The sequence below is a fragment of the Neobacillus sp. 114 genome, from assembly GCF_030127045.1.
GTDB classification, from domain to species: domain Bacteria; phylum Bacillota; class Bacilli; order Bacillales; family Cytobacillaceae; genus Neobacillus; species Neobacillus rhizophilus.
Genome location: NZ_CP126144.1, coordinates 3,848,788 through 3,870,053, shown reverse-complemented (window position 1 = coordinate 3,870,053; position 21,266 = coordinate 3,848,788). Strand labels below are relative to the sequence as shown.

Here is a 21,266-nt window from a genome sequence, read left to right as displayed (position 1 = left end):
CAATAAAAACTTAAAATATTTCATGCTATACTAAAAATGTTCATGCCAAATAACCTTCCTAATCCTAACTATTGGAAGGTTTTGTATTTTTTGGTTTTATTTTTGTTTTAAGCTATATCCTGGAAAGTGGAACTGCTTTTTAAAAGTGCATATATCCATTGTAAAAGCTTATTTGCACAAGCTATTATTGCTACTTTATAAGGCTTTCCTTCTTCGCGTTTCTTATCATAGAACTCCCGTAATCGCTTATTTCGGGGTATGATATTATCTGTCGTTTTCTTTTTACGACAATCACGAATGGCACATTTAACAGCCATAAACAAAGCATGCCGTAATCTACTGGACCCCCTTTTAGTGATTCTGTTGACGGTTCCCTTGAATCTACCAGACTCAAAAATACTGGGGTCAATTCCGGCAAATGCTACGAGCTTTTAGGGTGATTAAACCGATCAATCTCACCGATTTCAGAAATAATCGTTGCCGCGATTTTTTCTCCGATACCAGGGATTGATTGGATAATCTTATATTCTTTGATTTCTTTTGCTAAAGCATCTATCTCTTCCTCGAACGTAGATAGGTGCTTTTGATTTTCTAAAAGCATTTTAATATACATTTCTAGGGTTAAAATATGGCTTTGATATAAGGTTTCCTGAAAAGGATTCCTTTCTGCTGCAGCTATAAGTTTCTTTGCCTTTGTTTCAGCCCACTTATAAGAACGACTTTTACATAACTCATTGATTTTAGCTGCTAAAGTTTCTTCGCCAGCTAAAAGTACATCGTTAGATGTGGGGTACTCTAACAAAGATTGTAAAGAAACAACTGAATATAGGTCCCCAAAAACACCTTTAAATTCAGGGAAAACCTGATCAAGAATTGTTTGGAATTGTAGTTTTATTTGAACGACAATACTTGTTAGACTTTCGTGTTGTCTTGTCAAATTACGAAGGTTTAATAGTTGGATCCCACGTTTTTTATAAGGTTCTAAGTCCTCCTTATAGTACAGTTCACATAGATGATTAGCATCGATTATATCTGTTTTTACTTTGCGTAAACTTGAGCTCTTTGCCCGATAAGAGATTAATGGATTAACAATGATTAACAAATAATTTCTGTCCTCAAAATACTGGACAACAGGTGTATGATAATGCCCTGTAGCTTCGAGTACAATCGGAGGTTTAACCCCAGTTAAACTTTCAATTTCTTTAAGAAATTGATGTAATTTTTCTAGTCCTTCAAGGGTATGGGCTACTTTAAAACTACTTTTGTATGGCTTTTTCTTTTCCAAGTAAGCTTGAACCTGACTTTCTCCTTTAGCTACATCCAGACCAATGACTGGATTCATTATTAAATCTCCTCCTCTAATAAAATTAATTCACCGGTACCCCTAATCCTTCTTGTAGTATCATAGCTTCGCTTGTTATACGAGATCTACGTCCCAACCAGCCTCAAACATGTTTCTACAAGTAGGGGGCGAACTGTTTACTTGACGGGATCTAAGCCCCACGGGTGCTTACGTTCTACCCCGGCTACCGTTATCATAAAACCATATAAAAAATGGTCAACCAGAAATATCTGGCTGACCTTATAATACGAACGGGTGCTTTAATGAGAGTTGCATTGTCGGGGTGAAGGTCGAGAATTAGGCCAATATAGCGTCAGCCTTACTTGGGTTGGCGTTTTTTTCTTATTAAACTACGAAGCAGGTTAAACAACAAAATCATTAAATAGAGGAATTTTAGATTTAGTAAAGAAAGAGTAAATAATAAGTATTGAGGGGATGAAGAATATTTGGAAGCAAGCAACCATACCATTCAGATAAAGCCTTGGGAGGATAATGACCTTGATTTACTTTTTCGAATAAACGCTCCAAAAATGATGCAGCATCTTGGAGGTCCAGAGAGTAAAGAGCAGATTTTGAAACGACATAAACGATATCTAGAACTTGGTAATAGAGGACGTATGTTCAGCATAATATTGTTGCCAGAATTAGAATCAGTAGGTTCTGTGGGGTACTGGCAGACTACTTTGAATAATGAAAGTGTATATGAAACTGGATGGAGTGTTCTAACCCCCTATCAAGGGAAAGGAATAGCTACAAAAGCAGTAAAGTTAGCAATAGAAGAAGCATCTAATGAGAACAAATATAAATACATACACGCATTCCCATCGATTGATAATCCTGCTTCTAATGCAATTTGTCGGAGGCTTGACTTTCAGTTAATCACTGAATGCGAATTTGAATATCCTCCAGGAAGCTTTATGAGGTGCAATAATTGGCGTTATAACTTAATTGGAGAATAGCTGATTTTTCAGTTTTAAAAAAACTTTGTGAAGAAAGGTACTTAAACAAACGGGTAGCGTGAGTTTAACAAAGGGCTGCGGTGGCGGCTCTTTTTCTTGGTGTGCCAGGCATGGCAACTATCTAGGTGGTGAAAGTCCACTGTGGGGGTACACATGGACCAACCACTAAGGAAGCGTAAGGTACTTATCGTGAGGTAAGGGCTGGAGGAAGCGTGGAATAAAATCTTGACTCGACGAACAGAAGTCTGATACTAAGGCTCTATAAAGGGATTAGGCTCCCAAGCAAGTTAAAGTCCAAAAGATGTGCGTAACTTTGTAGAGTAAATCAGGCGAGTAAAAGAGGAAAGATAGTTGTCTTAACCTGGGAGGTCTTGCGGATGTACAGAAGTACAGAAGTACAGTCGAAAAAGGTTAGTCATTTAGTTGTGTTGTTTATTTTCTTTTTGTCCGACCACCAAGTAAAGGGATTTTATCACCGTCAAAGACGATCTTGATATCTTCAAAGTGAAAAAATCCATCCTGATCGGGATCATTATCCAAAACGGCCCAAAAACCTAGCCTTTCTGAAGATCCCTAGCTTCACTACTTTTTCTTTTTTATAGACCACGTGGAAATAAAGGCTGGTTATATATAGAAGTACCAGAATAAATAAAAATGCAGAACAATTGGCAAATCTAATATTAGGAAGGGAATGTACTCGATATAGTGATAAGTATAAAGATACCATTTTAAGGAGTGGAAATCGATGAAGGTAGCAAAAAAGGAAAAGATATTAATTCTAACTGGAAATTATGGAGCAGGTCATGTTCAAGTAGCCAATGCTCTACAAGAAGCTATACAAATTCGATTTCCTACCCTAGAATCTGTAATTGTTGATTTTATGGAATGGGTCCACCCCTATTCTAATCAGGTTAGCCGTTTCTTATTTTTGCAGGGAGTGAAAAATTTTCCGGAAATCTATGGCTATATTTATCAAAAAACACGCAAAATGAACACTTTATCAAACATGATGAAGAAGATTTTATCAACTGGAATTGGACGAATGAAAACCTTAATCGATGAAGTTCAGCCAACCGTTGTAGTCAGTACTTTTCCATTAGCGGCCGCTGTAATATCAAAGTTAAAATCCTATGGCTTAAGCAATGTATATCCGTGACAACGATTACTGATCATACCGATCATAGCAGTTGGATTTATCCTAATACAGATCAATATTTCGTCGGCTCTAAAGCAGTTAGTGAAGCACTGATAAAATTAGGTGTGGAAGACGATCAGATTACAGTTACAGGGATTCCGATTCGACAGCAATTTTTTCAAACTTTTAACCGCGAGAAAATTTGCGAGAAGTATGGTTTAGATTGTCATATGCCTACGGTTTTGGTAATGGGAGGTGGTTATGGCCTGATTGGTGAAGGTGTTTCTACATTTCAACAGTTTGAAGAAATACCCAAGCAAGTACAGTTGTTTATTGTTTGTGGGTATAATGAAAAACTTCAAATTCAATTGAAAGAAATGCTAAAGGATTCCAAACATCTGGTTCATGTGACTGGTTATATACATTATGTTCACGAGATCATGGCTATTTCCGATGTTATGATTACAAAACCGGGAGGAGTCACTACGTTTGAGGCGATTGCCATGAAATTACCTATGCTGCTTTATAAACCAATTCCTGGTCAAGAGCAGGATAACGCTAATTTTTTAGTTCGATCCGGTGTGGCAATAGAGGCAAAAAATGAGCATGAATTAACTGATCTTTTAACCAAAATACTGTGCAATGCGAAACTACTACAAGAGATGAGAGGAAATTCAAAACGATTTCATCCTAAAGAAGCTGCGTTTGCGTTGGTTGAAGTCATTGAGGCAATTAATCGAACAAAGGAAAACCAGTATCCTATAAAGGATTTTATGTATTCGCTTAGTTATTAAGTCAATAAAGGAGCGTTCAGTAAATGACTAAGATTCTTCTTCTGGTGGTTCTCTTACTGACATTGTACTGGTTGGTTCCCTTTATCCTAACTGCGGGTATGGGGATCGGAGCTGAATACCATCCATGCATTAAAAGAAGTCTTTAAAGAACTATCAAGAAAAGGTATGACCTATTCAAGAATTGACGGATTATAGTACTAGAACCGTCCATTTGGCTTATTCCTAAAAAAGGTATTGTTGCAGGAAATTGTAGGGTGACAGTCCTCCCATGATTCCGGTGAAAAACTTCTCATAACCGGTGCGGTGAACGTTACAACAAACAGTGGTAAAGAAGAAAGTAGAATTAATATTTACATTTATTGATCTATTTTAGTAATTAAAACTTCGACTTTTTAAATGATTCCATTTTTTGTAAGATTATTTCTATATTAACATTTTTATTTAAATATCTTTTTAAGCATTAGGAGGAAAAATGTTTTTATCTTATCCCATATTAGCTTCTCTTTTAGGTATGCTAATTGCTCAATTTGTAAAAATCCCAATTCATTTTTTAACATCAAGGGAATTAAAATGGAAATTGATGTTTAGTACAGGTGGTATGCCCAGTTCTCATACAGCTACAATTATCGCTTTGACTACAGCGGTTGGAATAACTTCAGGTATTTATTCAAATGATTTTGCAATAGCCCTTATGGTTTCCCTAATCGTGATGTACGATGCTACTGGGGTTCGAAGGCATGCTGGTTATCATGCAGAAGTCTTAAATAAATTACTAGTTGATTTCAATCGTTTAATTGTAGCTCTTAAAGATCCCAATTTAGAGAAAACAGAGTACAGAGCAAAATTAAAAGAATTGTTAGGACATAAACCCGCTGAAGTGTTCTTTGGAGTCATTACAGGAATTTTAGTTGCTGTTTTAACTTTTTATTTCTATCCATTTAAATAATTAAGATATAAAAAAATGACCTCATAAGTTTGGTCATTTTTTTATATCTGACTCTTGTTTATAGAGATTTATGAAATTAAGATTTTATATTTCGTAAACAGCCACTAATTCGAGCTAAAAGTTCTTCAATTTCAAAAGGTTTTGTTACAAAGTCATTTGCTCCATTGTTTTTTCATTTTAAGGATATTTTAATGTTTTATTCAGAAAACAGTAAGTTTAAATGGCTATACTTAAGTTGCCCAGTTTTTAATGGGTGTTTCGTTTTTAATTTTGATCTTTTACTTTCATTTCTAGATGAAGGGGATTGAGGGGTTTAGATGAATTACAAATTATTTCAAGCTATTAATCAAAATGCAGGACATCACCACTTTTTAGATGGTCTGATGGTTTTCGTTACTAAAGATGCCTTGCTTATTTATGCGTTAGTTTTACTTCTCATGTGGTTTATTGGGAAGGAAAAATATAAATATACAGTTGTATTTGCTGCAATTACTGGAGGATTGGGGTTATTTATTAATTTTATCTTAGGACATATCTATTATGAACCACGTCCATTTGTAACGCATCACGTTAATTTATTGATTCAGCATACAAAAGATTCGGGATTCCCTAGCGATCATTCAACAGGTGCATTTTCTCTTGCACTTGCGGTATTATGGCGAAAGCATCGTAAAATTGGATTTGGAATGCTCTTATTTGCTATTTTAACTGGAATTTCTCGTGTATATGTAGGGCATCATTACCCTTTTGATGTACTAGCAAGCGTTATTGTAGCAATAATTACAAGTAGATTTGTATATGCATTTAGTTCTGTATTTAAACCAATTGCACGGATAATTATTAGCACTTACAACCGAATTCCACTGTTCCCTAAAACTGAACAACAAAGTGTTTCAAAATAATACAATTAGAAAAACATCGGTTTTGCCGATGTTTTTTTTGCTTTAGGCGGATTTTTTCTTTAATCACCTAAAAAAGACATGTTCAATTCACTCAGTAAATCAATACTTTTATTCACTACTAAGAAGGTTTCATTTTTTCAATACAATCAATAAGAAGTCTGAACTCAAAACGGCTCCTTTTAATTCGTGAATTCTAGTCTTTTAGAATAATTGCTACTGTTTTAAGAGAGTTAAAACAATTAGCTTAATAAAAAGCCATTTCCTAATCTAGGGAAAACATCGTTCGAGAGTGTATCACATGCCTTCTTCATGTTCCTTTATTATAAATTGATCTACATATAGCAATACTAATCATAAATTATGTAATGGAAGGATCACGGCTATGAACAGCAAAATAGAAATACATAAAGTTCTAGAACGATTGGCAGGATCCGAACAAAAAATCAATTTCCAAACCCCCGTTGAGATAACCCCTGATCTTCAAGCCTACCTGAATTACTATGGATTTCATTTAGAAAAGGTGGATTATCATTTCGGAAAAATTGAAATTGACGAGACCAAAATTATGGTACAAATGTTTTCACCGGAGCCAAGCAAGCAAAGAAAGAACTGGGCGGACAGTGGTATTGTTTTTACCGATTAGGGGCGGAAATATTAAAGATTAAACTTTAGAGGTGAGTTATGGAATCTGGTGATTGAAGATGACCTTCCTATTTTTTTCACGCACCAACAGGACCGTGAAGCGAACCATATGGCTGCCTTTACGAGTAAAGATCCAAGTGATTGGGATCGTTTCATGACACACTGGAACAAAATTCTTGCGGATCAGAACATTATGAAGCAGACAATCATTTACGAAGATCATGTGGTTGGGCATATTTCACAATTCGAGCAGTTTAGAGAACGAGAAGTTAGCTATTGGATTGGAAAGGAATATTAGGGCAAAGGAATCGCAACCAAAGCTTTAAGGGAATTTCTAAAACACATTACAATTCGTCCTCTTTATGCTCGTGCTGCGAAAGATAATGCCGGATCTCTTAAGGTTTTAGAGAAATGTGGATTCGTGATTACTGGTGAGGACAGTGGGTACTCTAATGCACGTGGCGAAGATGTGGAGGAGTTTATTCTCACCCTCAAATAAAGAAATCAAGAAGTTTAATGTTAATTACGTTATAGGGTGCTTTTCTTTAGTAAGAAGGCGTCTTTTTGATATGCCCCTACACATCAACGGATTAGATTTTGTTAGGTAAAAAAAGATTGTGAAGATTTCCACTTAAACGAACGGGTGCGATAGTTGAACAATAAATGGGCTGCTTTGGCAGTCCTTTTTATTTATCGTTATTAAAACATAAGTAGCAGTTTAATTGATCACAAGGGTTGCTACGGTCGCCACATTTTAGATTAACAGCAAAAATTAACTTGTCATATTACAAATTATTAGCAATGAAACAAGAATCTTGGTTTAGCTTATCCATAAATTGTGTTTCTTTATCAACATTCTATAAAACCTAAACTTGAAATAGGCTCTTTATTTAGGAACAGGGACCTAAGAGGAAACATAATTTGTTGAAGGGAGTACAAAAGATTATCTAATGTTTTTACACAAAACTGACAATTTACTGTTTTATTCTCTTTTCGGGTGTAATCTGTTTAAAATAAAGGGGAAGTAAAAATGCAAAATTTTCAAAATGGACTTCAAGGCTTGGGAATCGATCCTTTTCAAGTTGGTATGCTAGCTCCAATTAATCCACAGAGCCTGGATATGCGCCTGTATGGCGGGATGCATTGTGGAGGTTTTCGCTGCGGAGGTTTTCATTGCGGAGGTTTTCATTGTGGAGGTTTTCACTGCGGGGGCTTTCGCTGCGGAGGTTTTCACTGTGGGGGCTTTCGTTGTGGCGGTTTTAGCTGCTTTAACTGTGTCGGCGCTGTTGTTATTTAAAAATTTCCGGAAAAATTTTATGAAAAGATGTGTCCCTGCAAATCTCGCAGGGGCATCTCTTTACAGTTTAATATATTGGACAAAGAATCGTACATAAACAGATAATTCGCTAGTAGTAACTTTAGTTGTTGCTAGTTGTCGTTGCCAATAGTTGTAGAATATCCGAAGAAAAAAGCACCCTTTTTTGAACTGCCCCGTACAAAGGATGCCTGCATCTAGTTATTTCGTTTGGCTTTAACTTTCTTTTTTTGAAATCAATATCCTGCCACTAAATTTTTTTCCATTACCTCTTGAACTGAATGTAATTTTTTCATTATTCTCTCTACATTCCTGATGGAAGGGTATAGATATTCATTATTGTGCTTCCTTCAGTGAAATAAAATATGTATGAATTGAGACTTCAGGAAAGAGGGTTAGAACATAAGCCCTTCGAGGATGATTCTAACATTTTGAGACACGAGAACCGTCCCCATGTTTCATAATTCCTAGTTGACAGGTAGGGATAATATGAATTATAATCCTGTTAATTAGAAAAACGGAAATGATCGTTTAAGGAGGGGACGCGGGATGAAAGGACAATATCCTGTTTTGGCTGGAGCGGAGTCATTTTTTATAGAAGGGAACGATACTGGTATCTTAATTTCCCATGGATTTATGGGCACTCCTCAAAGTGTGCAATACTTGGGACAAGAATTTGCCAAACTGGGTTATACGGTTTATGCCCCAAGGTTAATAGGTCATGGAACACATTATCGGGACCTAGAGAATACTACGCATCATGACTGGTTTTCAGCTCTGGAAGCAGGTTACAAGTTTTTAAAGGAACGCTGCTCCACTATTTTTGTCATCGGTCAATCGATGGGAGGGGCATTAGCACTCTGGCTGGCAAATAAATATGCAGACATAGAGGGAGTCGTTACCATAAACGCTGCTTTAAGTTTACCAGACTATGAATATTTGGTTGGGAAATCAAAACCAAGATTTCTTCCTGAGGGTTCGCCGGATATAAGATTACAAGGTGTTCATGAAATAACCTATAACAAAGTCCCGCTTCTGTCCATTCATGAACTCCAAGCGCTCATGAAGAAAACGCCTGATATCATCCCAACGATCACACAGCCTATCCTTTGCTTTAAATCGCTCGAGGATCATGTAGTTCCTCATGAATGCACAGATTATATATTCAACCATATTGGTTCTACTCATAAAGAAGTGGTGACACTTTATCATTCTTATCATGTGGCATCGATGGATTATGACAGGGATGAAATCATCAAGAACTCACAAACATATATAGAGAAAATTATTGAAAAAAAGTTTTAGTTTATACTATAGGGACCGTTGTGGATGGTTCTCGATTAATGATGCACGAGAACCGTACCCGTGCATTAATTTGTAGTTGACAATGATGGAAAATGCTGATAAATTATAATTCAAAGTTACCCAATCGGAATAGTAAAGGTTCGATCAGTCTACTGAAGGCCTTGCAATGTTGAAATCACATGATTAAACATTGCAGGGCCTTTTTGTCTACATTAACTAAATATAAGGGGTGTTTTAAGTGGGGAACCTTCTAAGGAAAGCCGTGGAACAAAGGCGGCAGAGATTAATAGATAAATTGATTGCTTTTAACGTTTATAAGAAAGCTGATAAACATCTTTTTGAATTATCACTTACGGAATTGGAGAATGAATATAGGCGATTTATACAAACCTGCCATCCACATACGAATCTAGGGTTAATCAAATGGCATAATAAATATGACCGATCAGGCATCTGAAGGTCCTTAACTATTATTAGAGTTAGGGGCCTTTTTATTTTTAAATTTTTAAAAAGAGGGAGCAGATATTGATGACAAACATTTTAATTATTTCTGGAAGTCCAACGAGCGTTTCACGTACCGCCGCCGTTGCTTCATTTATCGGCCGCATCCTAGTTAAAAAGGGAACAAAGGTAGAGCACCTGTCCGTTAGGGACCTGCCCGCAGAAGCATTGCTTCACGCACAGTTTGATCATCCAGGAATCAAGCGGGCCCAAAAGTTGGTAGAGGATTCGGAAGCGCTGATTGTGGTCAGTCCAGTCTATAAAGCAAGTTACCCAGGGATTTTAAAAAGCTTTTTTGATTTGATTCCTGAAAAAGGCCTTGCTGGCAAAACAGTGCTGCCGATTGCATCGGGTGGTACCCTTGCTCACTTATTAACACTGGAATATGCATTTAAACCTTTATTTTCAACATTGGGCGCACGAGAAATTCCACAAGGTGTTTATATAGTGGACGCACAGATTAGCTATACAGGTGATGAAATCAAATTTGTCGATCCGCAACTCGAAGAACGGCTGGCATCAGCAGTACTGGAATTGCTGGAGAAGGTAGTGGCCATTAATTAATACAAATTTTTGGATACCAAAAAAGAATTTCTTGGAGGTATACCAATGAAATCACACGTAAACAAATTCATTTTAGTCATCTTAATCCTGTATTTATTTTTATTAATTGCCTGGACTAAACAGCACGCAACAACAAAGACCATCCCGAAAAACGTCGAAGCTACTATATTAAATATCAGCAACCAAAATCTTGGTTTAGGCTGAATTTGATGAGAATAGGAGGTATTTAAATTAAATGCAAAAGAACACCATAAACAATCTGGATTTATCATTGTCAGCCGAGAATAACAATTTAATAACAAACCATTTTTTAAATCTTCCAGACCTTCACTTCTTTCATAAATGCAACCAGCAATACCGTATTAATCGCGGGGTGTATAACATGATTGATGATTGGTTTTTCGAATATGGTATTGTTCAGATTGCACCTAGAAGGATTTTTATATTAGCATTTCTGGATTTTGCCTACCAGGAAAATAAAACCCAATCAACTAAATTTTTAAGATTTGGTCATGGAGGACTAATGAAAAAACTAAATGACTTCATTAAAAATCATGAGAAGGGTTCCTACGGACAAAACTGATGAAAAAAGCAGAGGAAGTGTCCGTAAACAGGGTTCCTACGGACAAAACTGATGAAAAAAGCAGAGGAAGTGTCCGTAAGCAGGGTTCCTACGGACAAAACTGATGAAAAAAGCAGAGGAAGTGTCCGTAAGCAGGGTTCCTACGGACAAAACTGATGAAAAAAGCAGAGGAAGTGTCCGTAAGCAGGGTTCCTACGGACAAAACCGGTGAAAAAAGCAGGGGAAGTGTCCGTAAGCAGGGTTCCTACGGACAAAACTGATGAAAAAAGCAGGGGAAGTGTCCGAACCAAGGGTCGCTTCGGACAAAACCGGTGAAAAAAGCAGGGGAAGTGTCCGAACCAAGGGTTCCTACGGACAAAACCAGTGAAAAAAGCAGGGGAAGTGTCCGAACCAAGGGTCACTTCGGACAAAACTGGTGAAATAAGAAGGGGAAGTGTCCGAACCAAGGATCGCTACGGACAAAACCGGTGAAAAAAGCAGAGGAACTGTCCGAACGAAGAGCCCCAACAACAAAAACCGCCGATCGTACAAACGAAGGCCTGCCTTTACAACTCAAAAGGTAGGCCTTTTTATATAAAAAAATAATGTAAAAAAGGGAGACGATTGTAATGAATAATCAAAAGCGTCAAATGAATTTAGGGGCATTTTTTATGATTCCAGGCCATCATGTAGCATCTTGGAGGCATCCTGAAAGTCCCACAGAACAGATTCTATCTTTCGATTTATATAGGGAACTGGCAGAAACAGCAGAACGCGGCAAATTTGATATGATCTTTTTCGCAGACGGTTATGCGGTAAATGACCGAAATGGCGTCGGCATTGAGCAGAGCGTCAACGTAAGACCTGATCCGTTAACACTGCTTGCCTCACTAGCAGCAGTGACTAAGCATATTGGCTTGGCAGCCACTGCATCCACAACCTACAATGAACCTTTTCATCTCGCACGGAAGTTCGCAACTATTGATCATCTTAGCGGAGGGCGTTCTGCCTGGAATGTGGTGACATCCTCAAGCGAGGAAGAGGCGCTGAATTTCAGTAAGGAGCATCATCTGCAGCATGGGTTGAGGTACGAACGAGCCGAAGAATTTGTAGACGTGGTCAGGAAGCTTTGGGATAGCTGGGAGGATGATGCCCTACAAATCAACAAAGAATCTGCGAGATTTGCTGACCCCAATCTTGTGCATCACTTAAACCATAAGGGTAATTGGTTTTCCATAAAAGGACCATTAAATATCTCAAGACCAGTCCAAGGACATTCGGTGATAATCCAAGCAGGCTCTTCGGAAGCAGGAAAAGAACTTGCGGCGAAGACGGCAGAAGTCATTTTTACAGCTTGGCAGACCATCGGTGAGGCGCAAGCCTTTTATCAGGATGTAAAAGGCCGGTTAAAGAAATATGGCCGAACGGAAGACTCTTTGAAAATCATGCCAGGTGTGTTTCCGGTCATCGGAAGAACAGAGAAAGAAGCAAATGAAAAGAAACAGCAATTAGTTGAATTAATTCCGGAAAAAGTCGGAGTAGGGCTGTTGTCATCACTTATTAGCTTTGATTTATCGAGCTATCCAGTAGATGAGCCGCTGCCAGAATTACCAAATATCAACGATATAAACGGAGCAAAAACAAGATTCCAGCTCATTAAGGATTTAGGAGATCGAGAGAATTTAACGATCCGTCAATTATATCAGCGCGTGGCGGGTGCAAGGGGACATCGAGAGATTAAAGGAACACCTGTTCAAATCGCGGACCAGCTGCAGGAATGGTTTGAAAATGGTGCAGCGGATGGCTTCAATATTATGCCGCCGTATCTGCCAGGCGGCTTGGAGGATTTTGTTGATTTGGTCATTCCAGAACTACAGAACAGGGGACTGTTCAGAGAAGAATATACGGGACGAACATTACGAGACCATCTGGGCCTAGAAAGACCAGCTAATCATTTTGAAAAAATAAAAGGAGACTACTATGACACTATTAGAAATTAACCAATTAAATAAAACCTTTGTAAAAGGAAGGGATGTGACTCATGTTTTAAACAACATTGATTTACATGTCAAAAATGGTGAATTTATTACGATTATCGGGCCAAGCGGCTGCGGAAAAAGTACTCTCCTAAAAGCAATGGCGGGATTGGATATAGAGTACTCAGGTGAAATCAAGTTAGATGGAGAAAGGGTGACCGGTGCAAGCATCAGGCAAGGTGTTATTTTTCAAGAACCTCGACTGTTTCCTTGGCTGACGGTTGAAAGGAACATTGCGGCTAGCCTTCCATTAACAAATAGTGAAGTGAAACAGAATGTAGATAAGCTAATCAAGCTTGTCAGGCTGGAGGGATTTGAAAAAGCGTATCCAAAGGAACTATCAGGCGGTATGGCGCAGCGAGTTTCGATCGCGAGAGCCTTACTGAGAAAACCAAAAATTCTCCTGCTGGATGAACCCTTTGGCGCATTAGATGCGTTTACTAGGTCGCATATGCAGGATGCGCTCTTGGATATTTGGAAGGAAGAGAAAACGTCGATGGTCTTTGTGACACATGATATTGATGAAGCGATTTACTTGGGAAATAAAGTCATCATTATGAGTGCACGGCCTGGTACGATTCAAAACATAATCAACATCGATTTGCCATTTCCACGAAAAAAATCAACCAAGTCCTTTCAAGAGTTTCGGCAGCTCGTGTTAAGGGAATTCGAAAAAGTGGAAGAGTTAGAGTTAATCGATAGCGCCGGAATTTAAAGGAGGTTCAAAAATGAGTAACCAATCAGCGATATCTTTGGATAAAGTAAACTCCTCAAAAAAGAGAGTTTTAAAAAGTAAGAGAGACCTAGGCAAGGTAACCATCATGTTAAAAGGATTTATTTTTCCAATTGTCATTTTGGTCATTTGGGAACTGACAGGGGCTTGGGGCCTGATATCCCCGACTTTATTGCCAAGACCCAGCGCGATCCTTACAACCTTTATTGATTTAGTTTTAACTGGTAATTTAATTGAGCATTTTAAAATTAGTTTATGGAGGGCTTTAGGTGGTTTCATATTAGGCGGGACCCTCGGACTGTTGGTCGGAGTGGCGGTTGGTTTTAAAAAGAATATTGAACAAACGGTAGATCCGACCATCCAAATGCTTAGAACCGTCCCTACATTGGCGGTCATTCCATTGTTCATATTATGGTTTGGGTTTGGTGAGGTATCGAAAATATTATTGATTGCAAAAGGGGCATTCTTCCCGCTCTATGTGAACACATTTTTAGGTATCAGAAGTGTAGACTCAAAATTGTTTGATGTGGCAAAAGTATTGGAGTTTAATCGCTGGCAGCTGATTACACGATTGATTTTACCTTCAGCGCTCCCAAACATACTATTAGGATTGCGATTGTCCATAGGCGTTGCGTGGCTGGCGCTGGTTGCGGCCGAATTAATGGGCTCCAGTGAAGGAATCGGCTATCTCATCATGGACGCACGGCAATTCTCGCAAACATCGATTGTGTTTGTAGGGATTATCATTTTTGCTGTATTTGGTAAAGTTTCAGATTCCATTGTGAAAGTATTCGAAAAAAGACTATTAAAATGGCAGGATAATTTCAAGGGGTAACGGGGAACCTTTGGTTTTAATCCGACTAATCATATATGTTTAAATGGAGGTAATTAAATGTCCAAAAAATTAGTGCAATATTATAGCTTACTAGCCGTCATTATTTTACTTTTACTAAGCGGCTGCGCAGCATCGTCTTCAAATTCTGAAACTTCATCAAAGGCTGCGAATAAGGAAATTGTTGTGAACATAGGGGTTCAAGGGAAAACAGGAATCCTCACTTATGCAAGAGATCATAAATACTTTGAAAAAGCATTTGAAAAAGAGGGAGTAAAGGTTACATGGAATGAGTTTGCAAGCGGACCGCCGCATTTTGAGGCATTGGCTTCAGGCCGGCTGGATTTTGGGTCTGTGGGAGGTACACCAGTCATTGCCGGGCAGTCAGGGAATGTCGATTTTAAGGCCATTGGTGTTACAGCTGATGGGAGAAAGGGAAACTCTATTTTAGTACCGAAAGGAAGCTCCATTAAAGAATTGAAGGATTTAAAAAATAAGAAAATAGCTGTCGCAAAAGGGAGCAGTGCTTATAACTTTTTATACATGGCATTGGATCGTGCCGGCTTAACCGATAAAGATATCGAGATTATTCAGCTCCAGCCGGATGAAGCGCGGCCGGCATTGGATAATGGCTCCATTGATGCTTGGTCTGTGTGGGAGCCATATGTGACGACTGCAGTTTTTCAAACGGGAGCAAAGGTATTAGCATCAGGAGAGGACTTGAATATAAATGCACCTAGCTTTCTGATTGCAAGAACAAAATTTACCGAAGAACACCCCGATTTAACCGTCTTATTTTTAAAAACATACGAAGAGGTCCGCAGGCACTACGTCGAAAACCTTGACGACGTAGCAAAGGAAATAGCGGAATCCCAGAAGGTGGACGTGAAAATCATTCAAACGGTTCTGAAAAATAGTGACCCTATTTTGTCTCCGGCAACAGCTGAATTTAGCAAAGCACACCAGGAGCAGGCTGACTTTTTATATTCTGTTGGCGGTATAAATAAAAAGCTGGATACGTCCAAAGTAATTGAGAACAAATTTGTAGAGAAGGCGTTGAAGGAATTAACAAACAAATAGAGTGAATGAAAGTGTTTCTATCATATAACTAAAATGTATATTATGGCAGATAGGGGCTCCTCAAAAGCCCCTTTAAACTTATTTCCTATTTATCAGTGTGGGGGTAATAAAATTCCCACGGATTGAGTTCACTCTATCTGAAAGTTTGCAAACCTCTATTCTTTATTACATTAGAACGGCTCATTGAGGCCTTTGAAGCTAGTCGTTTTTTGAGGAAGGAATACAAATTTCCGATCACTAACCCGATGTACAAATAAGTCAATCCTCCAAAAAGTCCATAAATGAGCGTTCCCGCCACTGCCGTGAGGATACCGAATATCACTTGATCTTTATCTTTTCCCGGCGATGTAGGCGGATCTGTAAGCATAAAAAAGCCAAAGAAGAGCGTAGCATTGATAAAAGGTGGACGGAGGGCATCCGTTTCGCCTCCAATATTGAAATAACCGATAAGGAGCAATAGTAAAAAAGATGTACCAAAAAATGCAAAAATCTGAGGGTACTTATTTACTCGGTTAGTAATGGCGTATCCTCCCATTAGAAGAAACGCTATCGTCCAAGCGGGAAGATCTCCGAATGCCCCCCACCAGCTTTGTCCAGAATGAAAAAAAAGGACAGATAAAAGCAAACCAATGGCTGCAGGATTAAAGATTGGCTTTTTCTTATAGACCAGAAGATACTTGGATAAAATGGCCATAACAGCCGTTGCTGTAATGACTCCTACAGATGAAGTTGTACTTAAGATTAAGGAAATAATTAACCCAGTAATAATGGCACTATCTGGCATGCTCCATTTTCTTTTTTTCACTGTACGACAAAGAATGTCCACGATGACCGAAACGAAAACAGCCACAAAAGCATTTTTAATACCCATTATATCTTTAGACCCAATTGAGGCTATCAACAGGTAAATAATCAAAGCAAAGGTCACATAACCTTTTGGTGTTTTAAGCCATTTCTTTGCTGTCATTTTGTGTTCCTCCAACTCTCACAATTTGTAAATCAGATGTAATGAAAAGTCCCCTTAAGCCAACTCTTTCGATTAATGTCTTTCCTTTTTCGCGACCAAACAAAAACGCCGTGGTTGAAAAGGCATCCGCCAGCATGGCAAAAGGCGCAATAATGGTGGAACTGACGCAATCATTTGGAGAATATCCCGTTTTTGGATTGATAATATGATGCATCCCGGGAATGTTGGTATTCTTTCGTTCATAACTTCCAGAGGTACAAACTGCTTCATTCGAAATTTCAATCACATCAATAATTTGATCTTTTTTCATGGGATGTTGAATTCCTACTTTCCATGGGCGTCCATTCCAATCCATTCCTCCGGCAAACAGATCTCCTCCTGCATTAACCATGAAACTTTCAAAATCTCTTAGTTCATTAGCAGCCAAATCGATGGCAAACCCTTTAGCAACCGCACCTAAATCAATCACAAGAGGTTTGTTTAAATATAATGTATGGTCATGTTCATCTAAAATAATATCCCTAAATGTAGCTGTGGAATCGGCAGAAGGCGTTTCTATGGATTTACCGGTTAAATAATGTCGATTATATCCTTGCTCCTCCATGGCTTTTCCAATGGCAGGATCAAATTCACCATCCGTCCATTTAGCCATTTCCAACGCAAACTTCAGAGGTTCAAATAAAAACGGGCTGATTTGTACCGGTTTTTCAATAACCCGGCAGGCAGTCATTAATTCACTGTCAGGACTAAATCGACTGCAGGCCTGTTCTACTTTCCGGAACGCTTCAAAAGCCCTGTCCACTTTTGTTTCAACCAGCTCTTTGGTTACTGTTCCATTCATCACTACCTGTATTTCTACAACTGTATCCATAAATAATTTCGCTTTTTTCATTTATTCTCCTAACTATTTTGAGCTTGATAGAGTGCGTCTTGAACTGCGTCTTGAAAAGCTTGGGTACTGTATGTTGCCCCTGAAACATTCGATACTTGTGCATTTTGATTTTGTAAAACTTCATCTGGCAGCCCGACGACATCACTTTCGGAATAATGCATAGCAAAATCGCTAATTTCAACATCCGTAATTTTATCGTTTTGGATTGTTACTGCGACTTCAATCGAACCGCGTCTATTCTCTCCCATGCCCGTAAAGGTACCATTTTTATATAATGATTTTTTTGGCTGATTTTTGGATTCAGCCACACTTGGGTTATCTGCATTTGTTTGAATATTGATAGGGGGATGTTGTCTCAATGTCGTTTTCGTCGCTTCAGCTTCCGTAGAAAAATAACCGGTGGCGTAAACAGCAGCAACCGCCGCTGAACACAAAACGACCCACTTTCGATCCATTTTAGCCATTAAAAGTCCTCCTAAATTTTTCTTTTTGGTTTTTAATGATTAACATTAGTATAATGAGGCAATCTTAAAATTCTCTTAGAAAGATGAAAATTCTTTCCAATAAAAATTTTTTGTAGGGAAGTTCCAAAAACAAGAATGTTTCTAATAAAAATTAAATACTTCTTTGATAAAATATATAGTTAAAATCATTGTTTTAATTTTTAGAATAAGGAATAAGGTGAGATTATGCACATTTTAGTCATAGAGGATGATTCGGCTCTTCGAAAAATCGTATCAACAATCTTAGAAGAAGAAGGATACGAGGTGGATCAATCTGCAGACGGAAAAGAAGGGTTATTTATGTCCCAATCTGGGATGTATGACTTACTTATTATTGACCTCATGTTGCCGGGTTTAGATGGAATTTCACTTATTAAAGAGCTGCATGCGAAGGGGATGAATGTTCCAACCCTCATTTTAACGGCAAAAGATAGTGTTGCAGATAAGGTAAAGGGTTTAGATGTCGGAGCAGATGATTATTTGGTAAAGCCTTTTGCTACTGAGGAATTTTTAGCAAGAGTAAGATCCGTCCTTAGGCGTGCGGGAAAAATTGGCCTTGAGGGCAAAATTATCTATGGTGAAATCACTTTGGATACGAACCTATTGCAATGTTCAATTGGGGAGAATACGTTAAAGTTAACTAAAAAAGAATATGAATTACTTTATTATTTAATACAAAATCAGGAAAAGATTCTCATGCGTGACCAAATTTACGATCGTGTTTGGGGGATTGAATCTGATGCGGGAGAGTCGGTTGTTGATGTGTATATCCACTATTTACGAAAAAAATTAGCACCTTTTGGATATGGCGAAATCATTCGTACCATACGAGGTGTAGGCTATATGCTTACGGAGGAATAAGATGTTTGAAAAGACAAGGCAGCGATTAGTATTATTGAATTCCATTGTCCTCTTAATCATATTAGGCAGTTTTGGAACATTCCTTTATTTTTATATGGAATATCGTTTAAATAGCCAGGTAGATGAAACATTACAACATGCTAAAAAACATATTACCAGAGAGCACAAAGGTGATATGTCTAAATTTATAAAACCTGAAGAAAATGACGATGATCAACGGACGATTTTCCTTTTTTGGGGAAAAAACGATATCCTTCAGGCTGAAATCCCTAAAAATATATTTTCAAAAAAGGTTAAAGCTGAACTGTTAAAAGAGAGAAATTCAGAGTCAACAAGTACCGTTCATATTGGAAGTTTCTATTATCGAACGATTAACATTCCAATTCATAATTCAATAAGCATCAATGGCAGTACAAAATATGTTGAAAGAATACAATTAATTTATAATTTGAAACGTGAAAGAGAAATGTTGGAACATCTTTTAATATTTATTGAATTTGGAAGTGTAATAAGCGTTGTTGTAGCCATTCTAGCAGGGTTCTTTTTAGCAAATAGAGCATTAGTGCCAATACAATTGGCATGGAACAAACAATCTCAGTTTGTTGCAGATGCCTCACATGAATTACGTACACCTCTTGCTGTTATGAAGCTGAATTTGGAACGTTTGTTTCGGCACCCTAAAAGCAGTATTGAGGAAGAAAGTGAAAATATCTCACAATCTATTAGTGAAATTAAGTATATGACGAAAATGATTTCCGAGCTTCTTACATTAGCGCGATCTGATTCTAATCAGCTGGAGATGATCTTTAGTACAGTTCAATTAGATACCTTATTAAATAAAGTGGTTCAAGACTTTTCGGAATTGGCCAAGCTAAAAGGCATAAACCTGATCTCTAATATCCAAAGTCCAGTAGAAATTTTAGGAGACAAGGAAAGGCTTTATCAATTATTTATGATTATTTTAGATAACGCATTGAAATATACTCCCGATAACGGGCAAATTACCGTTCAATGCAATGTAAAAGGATCTAATGCCCATATTGTCATTGCTGATACAGGGGAAGGGGTCTCTAAAGAAGACCTACCTTTGATATTTGACCGCTTTTATCGAGGTGATAAAGCGAGGACTAGAAAATATGAAGGTACAGGTCTTGGACTTTCCATTGCCAAGTGGATTATTGAATTACATGGCGGGAAAATCCGTGCAACGAGTGAAATGGGAATGGGGACGCAAATTATTATGCATGTCCCTCTTAACAAACGGCATATCTGAACTCACTGTTCCCGTCGGAAGAACGAATAAATGATGGTTCTTTAAGGAAAAGTATAATAAAAAAATTAGTACAAACTTTTTTCCTTATATATGTAGAAAAATAGAAGCGCTTATCGACGCTTCTATCCTTAAAATGAGTCGTTACAATTTTGATTCTAAGCTTAGTACCCTCTCATAAACTGTGTACCAACGATAATCAATAGGACGAAAAGTACTACGATTAAAGCAAAAGATGTGCCCATTCCATGTCCGTCAGACATAAATGTATCACCTCCTTTTATCTAAGGGATAGTACATGCTATGCTGAAACGAGTATGAGTGAAATGGACAAGCATGGAATTATACTGACATAATAATATTTTTGTGGATTAATTCGAAACAACAAAAGATAGGATAAAACCTCTCACACGCTTCATAATAAACCTTGAGGATGTGAAACGAATGGACAAAGAAGAGGTAGTCATTGAGGAATTAAACACATTATTAAGAGGAACCTATATGGGAATTCACGCTTTTGAACATCATATCCAAAAGCTGGAGGAAACAGCCATAAAGCAGAAGTTTCAGTCCCTGCAGCAAGAGGCGAAGCAATCGACCAAAGTTCTCGCCGAACGGATTCAAAATTTACACGGAGTTCCCGCAGATAGTGAAGGAGTCTCAGGCAAGCTGAAAACCTACATGCATAAGATGATGGTCCCCAATGAAACAGAGGGGATCATCCAGGATGCTTTAAAGGGAATGGAGCAATATGGCGTTGAGTATTCAGAAGAACTCGTAAAGGGAGACCTGGACCCCGAAAGCAAACGCATCGTCGAAGAAGTGATCAATACAAACCGCAGGATTGCACAGGAGTTACGAGAATTGCTGCATTAAGTGATGCATGGGGACGGTTCTTATGCATCACTTTTCAACCACCTTCGGACAAAACTGGTGTAATATCCAGAGGAATTGTCCGAACGAAGGGTAGCTTCGGACAAATCTGCTGAAAAAACTAGGGAACTGTCCGAACGAGGGGTATTTTCGGACAAAAACGGTTAAAAACAAAGAGGAATTGTCCGAAAAAGGTTAACAAAAAACAACAAAAACCCCCGATTGTACAAACGAAGGACTGCCTTATACAAA

22 protein-coding genes and 4 pseudogenes are annotated in these 21,266 nt (G+C 38.1%); 20 read left to right on the top strand and 6 right to left on the bottom strand.

Annotation, left to right across the window (positions count from 1 at the left end; translation table 11 throughout):
• Positions 1-107: 107 nt before the first annotated feature.
• Positions 108-1,342, bottom strand: a pseudogene (locus QNN06_RS18755) (IS110 family RNA-guided transposase).
• A 446-nt stretch (positions 1,343-1,788) separates the two neighbouring features.
• On the opposite strand from QNN06_RS18755, the gene QNN06_RS18750 reads away from it, so the two are divergent.
• From QNN06_RS18750 to QNN06_RS18735, 4 genes and pseudogenes are all read left to right on the top strand, one after another.
• Positions 1,789-2,301 (top strand): GNAT family N-acetyltransferase, encoded by a 513-nt coding sequence (locus tag QNN06_RS18750; RefSeq protein ID WP_213119315.1) that lies wholly within the window; start codon positions 1,789-1,791, stop codon positions 2,299-2,301.
• A gap of 745 nt (positions 2,302-3,046) precedes the next feature.
• Positions 3,047-3,540: pseudogene (locus QNN06_RS18745) on the top strand (MGDG synthase family glycosyltransferase); the annotation flags it as partial.
• A 126-nt stretch (positions 3,541-3,666) separates the two neighbouring features.
• Positions 3,667-4,230 carry a glycosyltransferase gene (locus QNN06_RS18740; protein WP_349654946.1) on the top strand — a complete coding sequence of 188 codons (564 nt, stop codon included), beginning with the start codon at positions 3,667-3,669 and terminating at the stop codon, positions 4,228-4,230.
• Between the two features lie 472 nt (positions 4,231-4,702).
• A complete protein-coding gene (locus tag QNN06_RS18735; RefSeq protein WP_213119316.1) occupies positions 4,703-5,176 on the top strand; it encodes a divergent PAP2 family protein in 474 nt (157 codons plus the stop codon).
• A gap of 91 nt (positions 5,177-5,267) precedes the next feature.
• Here the strand turns inward: QNN06_RS18735 and QNN06_RS31440 are convergent.
• A pseudogene (locus tag QNN06_RS31440) lies at positions 5,268-5,339 on the bottom strand (DNA-binding response regulator); the annotation flags it as partial.
• Positions 5,340-5,493: 154 nt separating this feature from the next.
• On the opposite strand from QNN06_RS31440, the gene QNN06_RS18730 reads away from it, so the two are divergent.
• The 13 genes and pseudogenes from QNN06_RS18730 (at position 5,494) to QNN06_RS18665 (ending at position 15,648) form a co-directional block, all read left to right on the top strand.
• On the top strand, positions 5,494-6,078 hold the full coding sequence (locus tag QNN06_RS18730; RefSeq protein WP_213119317.1) for an undecaprenyl-diphosphatase: 585 nt from the start codon (positions 5,494-5,496) through the stop codon (positions 6,076-6,078).
• Positions 6,079-6,460: 382 nt separating this feature from the next.
• Positions 6,461-6,721: a hypothetical protein gene (locus tag QNN06_RS18725; protein ID WP_284035722.1), complete on the top strand. Its 261-nt coding sequence runs from the start codon at positions 6,461-6,463 to the stop codon at positions 6,719-6,721.
• A gap of 45 nt (positions 6,722-6,766) precedes the next feature.
• Positions 6,767-7,219 (top strand): annotated as a pseudogene (locus QNN06_RS31245) (GNAT family N-acetyltransferase).
• A gap of 531 nt (positions 7,220-7,750) precedes the next feature.
• Positions 7,751-8,017, top strand: a complete 267-nt coding sequence (locus QNN06_RS18710) for a heterocycloanthracin/sonorensin family bacteriocin (RefSeq protein WP_217036666.1) — start codon at positions 7,751-7,753, stop codon at positions 8,015-8,017.
• Between the two features lie 567 nt (positions 8,018-8,584).
• The gene (locus tag QNN06_RS18705; RefSeq protein ID WP_284035720.1) at positions 8,585-9,340 is read left to right on the top strand and encodes an alpha/beta hydrolase; all 756 of its coding nucleotides are present in this window, start codon (positions 8,585-8,587) and stop codon (positions 9,338-9,340) included.
• Positions 9,341-9,578: 238 nt separating this feature from the next.
• Positions 9,579-9,797 (top strand): Fur-regulated basic protein FbpA, encoded by a 219-nt coding sequence (locus QNN06_RS18700; RefSeq protein WP_213119323.1) that lies wholly within the window; start codon positions 9,579-9,581, stop codon positions 9,795-9,797.
• A 71-nt stretch (positions 9,798-9,868) separates the two neighbouring features.
• Positions 9,869-10,405 (top strand): NADPH-dependent FMN reductase, encoded by a 537-nt coding sequence (gene ssuE / locus QNN06_RS18695; RefSeq protein ID WP_284035719.1) that lies wholly within the window; start codon positions 9,869-9,871, stop codon positions 10,403-10,405.
• A gap of 45 nt (positions 10,406-10,450) precedes the next feature.
• A complete protein-coding gene (locus QNN06_RS18690) occupies positions 10,451-10,609 on the top strand; it encodes a hypothetical protein (protein ID WP_213119325.1) in 159 nt (52 codons plus the stop codon).
• A 31-nt stretch (positions 10,610-10,640) separates the two neighbouring features.
• Complete coding sequence (locus QNN06_RS18685; RefSeq protein ID WP_249366791.1) at positions 10,641-10,988, top strand: hypothetical protein; 348 nt, start codon at positions 10,641-10,643, stop codon at positions 10,986-10,988.
• 608 nt (positions 10,989-11,596) lie between these two features.
• Positions 11,597-12,967 carry an LLM class flavin-dependent oxidoreductase gene (locus QNN06_RS18680; protein WP_213119326.1) on the top strand — a complete coding sequence of 457 codons (1,371 nt, stop codon included), beginning with the start codon at positions 11,597-11,599 and terminating at the stop codon, positions 12,965-12,967.
• A complete protein-coding gene (locus QNN06_RS18675) occupies positions 12,948-13,718 on the top strand; it encodes an ABC transporter ATP-binding protein (protein ID WP_213119327.1) in 771 nt (256 codons plus the stop codon). Before QNN06_RS18680 ends, QNN06_RS18675 begins: the two co-directional genes overlap by 20 nt.
• Positions 13,719-13,731: 13 nt before the next feature.
• A complete protein-coding gene (locus QNN06_RS18670; RefSeq protein ID WP_213119328.1) occupies positions 13,732-14,571 on the top strand; it encodes an ABC transporter permease in 840 nt (279 codons plus the stop codon).
• A 57-nt stretch (positions 14,572-14,628) separates the two neighbouring features.
• On the top strand, positions 14,629-15,648 hold the full coding sequence (locus tag QNN06_RS18665) for an aliphatic sulfonate ABC transporter substrate-binding protein (protein ID WP_213119329.1): 1,020 nt from the start codon (positions 14,629-14,631) through the stop codon (positions 15,646-15,648).
• A gap of 133 nt (positions 15,649-15,781) precedes the next feature.
• Here QNN06_RS18665 and QNN06_RS18660 read toward each other — a convergent pair whose 3' ends face one another.
• From QNN06_RS18660 to QNN06_RS18650, 3 genes are read right to left on the bottom strand one after another with little or no spacing between them, the layout of a single operon-like run.
• Positions 15,782-16,615: an RnfABCDGE type electron transport complex subunit D gene (locus QNN06_RS18660; RefSeq protein ID WP_213119330.1), complete on the bottom strand. Its 834-nt coding sequence runs from the start codon at positions 16,613-16,615 to the stop codon at positions 15,782-15,784.
• Complete coding sequence (locus QNN06_RS18655; protein ID WP_213119331.1) at positions 16,593-17,507, bottom strand: FAD:protein FMN transferase; 915 nt, start codon at positions 17,505-17,507, stop codon at positions 16,593-16,595. Before QNN06_RS18655 ends, QNN06_RS18660 begins: the two co-directional genes overlap by 23 nt.
• 8 nt (positions 17,508-17,515) lie before the next feature.
• Positions 17,516-17,971: an FMN-binding protein gene (locus QNN06_RS18650; protein ID WP_213119332.1), complete on the bottom strand. Its 456-nt coding sequence runs from the start codon at positions 17,969-17,971 to the stop codon at positions 17,516-17,518.
• 225 nt (positions 17,972-18,196) lie between these two features.
• Here QNN06_RS18650 and QNN06_RS18645 point away from each other — a divergent pair, with 225 nt between their 5' ends.
• Both QNN06_RS18645 and QNN06_RS18640 read left to right on the top strand, forming a co-directional pair.
• Positions 18,197-18,871: a response regulator transcription factor gene (locus QNN06_RS18645; protein WP_213119333.1), complete on the top strand. Its 675-nt coding sequence runs from the start codon at positions 18,197-18,199 to the stop codon at positions 18,869-18,871.
• Position 18,872: 1 nt separating this feature from the next.
• Entirely contained in the window at positions 18,873-20,144 is a 1,272-nt protein-coding gene (locus QNN06_RS18640; protein WP_213119334.1) for a sensor histidine kinase, read from the top strand.
• A 161-nt stretch (positions 20,145-20,305) separates the two neighbouring features.
• Here the strand turns inward: QNN06_RS18640 and QNN06_RS18635 are convergent, their stop codons facing one another.
• The gene (locus QNN06_RS18635) at positions 20,306-20,404 is read right to left on the bottom strand and encodes a YjcZ family sporulation protein (RefSeq protein ID WP_213119335.1); all 99 of its coding nucleotides are present in this window, start codon (positions 20,402-20,404) and stop codon (positions 20,306-20,308) included.
• Between the two features lie 181 nt (positions 20,405-20,585).
• Between QNN06_RS18635 and QNN06_RS18630 the strand changes: the two genes are divergently transcribed.
• Positions 20,586-21,017, top strand: coding sequence for a DUF2383 domain-containing protein (locus QNN06_RS18630; RefSeq protein WP_213119336.1), 432 nt, complete (start codon positions 20,586-20,588; stop codon positions 21,015-21,017).
• The last annotated feature ends 249 nt before the right edge of the window (positions 21,018-21,266 follow it).

What these genes read in the sequence shown, in the direction of transcription:
- QNN06_RS18740 (WP_349654946.1), top strand. Translation starts at nt 3,667, where the DNA reads ATGCCTACGGTTTTGGTAATGGGAGGTGGTTATGGCCTGATTGGTGAA.
- QNN06_RS18735 (WP_213119316.1), top strand. Translation starts at nt 4,703, where the DNA reads ATGTTTTTATCTTATCCCATATTAGCTTCTCTTTTAGGTATGCTAATT.
- QNN06_RS18730 (WP_213119317.1), top strand. Translation starts at nt 5,494, where the DNA reads ATGAATTACAAATTATTTCAAGCTATTAATCAAAATGCAGGACATCAC.
- QNN06_RS18725 (WP_284035722.1), top strand. Translation starts at nt 6,461, where the DNA reads ATGAACAGCAAAATAGAAATACATAAAGTTCTAGAACGATTGGCAGGA.
- QNN06_RS18710 (WP_217036666.1), top strand. Translation starts at nt 7,751, where the DNA reads ATGCAAAATTTTCAAAATGGACTTCAAGGCTTGGGAATCGATCCTTTT.
- QNN06_RS18705 (WP_284035720.1), top strand. Translation starts at nt 8,585, where the DNA reads ATGAAAGGACAATATCCTGTTTTGGCTGGAGCGGAGTCATTTTTTATA.
- ssuE (WP_284035719.1), top strand. Translation starts at nt 9,869, where the DNA reads ATGACAAACATTTTAATTATTTCTGGAAGTCCAACGAGCGTTTCACGT.
- QNN06_RS18690 (WP_213119325.1), top strand. Translation starts at nt 10,451, where the DNA reads ATGAAATCACACGTAAACAAATTCATTTTAGTCATCTTAATCCTGTAT.
- QNN06_RS18685 (WP_249366791.1), top strand. Translation starts at nt 10,641, where the DNA reads ATGCAAAAGAACACCATAAACAATCTGGATTTATCATTGTCAGCCGAG.
- QNN06_RS18680 (WP_213119326.1), top strand. Translation starts at nt 11,597, where the DNA reads ATGAATAATCAAAAGCGTCAAATGAATTTAGGGGCATTTTTTATGATT.
- QNN06_RS18675 (WP_213119327.1), top strand. Translation starts at nt 12,948, where the DNA reads ATGACACTATTAGAAATTAACCAATTAAATAAAACCTTTGTAAAAGGA.
- QNN06_RS18670 (WP_213119328.1), top strand. Translation starts at nt 13,732, where the DNA reads ATGAGTAACCAATCAGCGATATCTTTGGATAAAGTAAACTCCTCAAAA.
- QNN06_RS18665 (WP_213119329.1), top strand. Translation starts at nt 14,629, where the DNA reads ATGTCCAAAAAATTAGTGCAATATTATAGCTTACTAGCCGTCATTATT.
- QNN06_RS18660 (WP_213119330.1), bottom strand. Translation starts at nt 16,615, where the DNA reads ATGACAGCAAAGAAATGGCTTAAAACACCAAAAGGTTATGTGACCTTT.
- QNN06_RS18655 (WP_213119331.1), bottom strand. Translation starts at nt 17,507, where the DNA reads ATGAAAAAAGCGAAATTATTTATGGATACAGTTGTAGAAATACAGGTA.
- QNN06_RS18650 (WP_213119332.1), bottom strand. Translation starts at nt 17,971, where the DNA reads ATGGCTAAAATGGATCGAAAGTGGGTCGTTTTGTGTTCAGCGGCGGTT.
- QNN06_RS18645 (WP_213119333.1), top strand. Translation starts at nt 18,197, where the DNA reads ATGCACATTTTAGTCATAGAGGATGATTCGGCTCTTCGAAAAATCGTA.
- QNN06_RS18640 (WP_213119334.1), top strand. Translation starts at nt 18,873, where the DNA reads ATGTTTGAAAAGACAAGGCAGCGATTAGTATTATTGAATTCCATTGTC.
- QNN06_RS18635 (WP_213119335.1), bottom strand. Translation starts at nt 20,404, where the DNA reads ATGTCTGACGGACATGGAATGGGCACATCTTTTGCTTTAATCGTAGTA.
- QNN06_RS18630 (WP_213119336.1), top strand. Translation starts at nt 20,586, where the DNA reads ATGGACAAAGAAGAGGTAGTCATTGAGGAATTAAACACATTATTAAGA.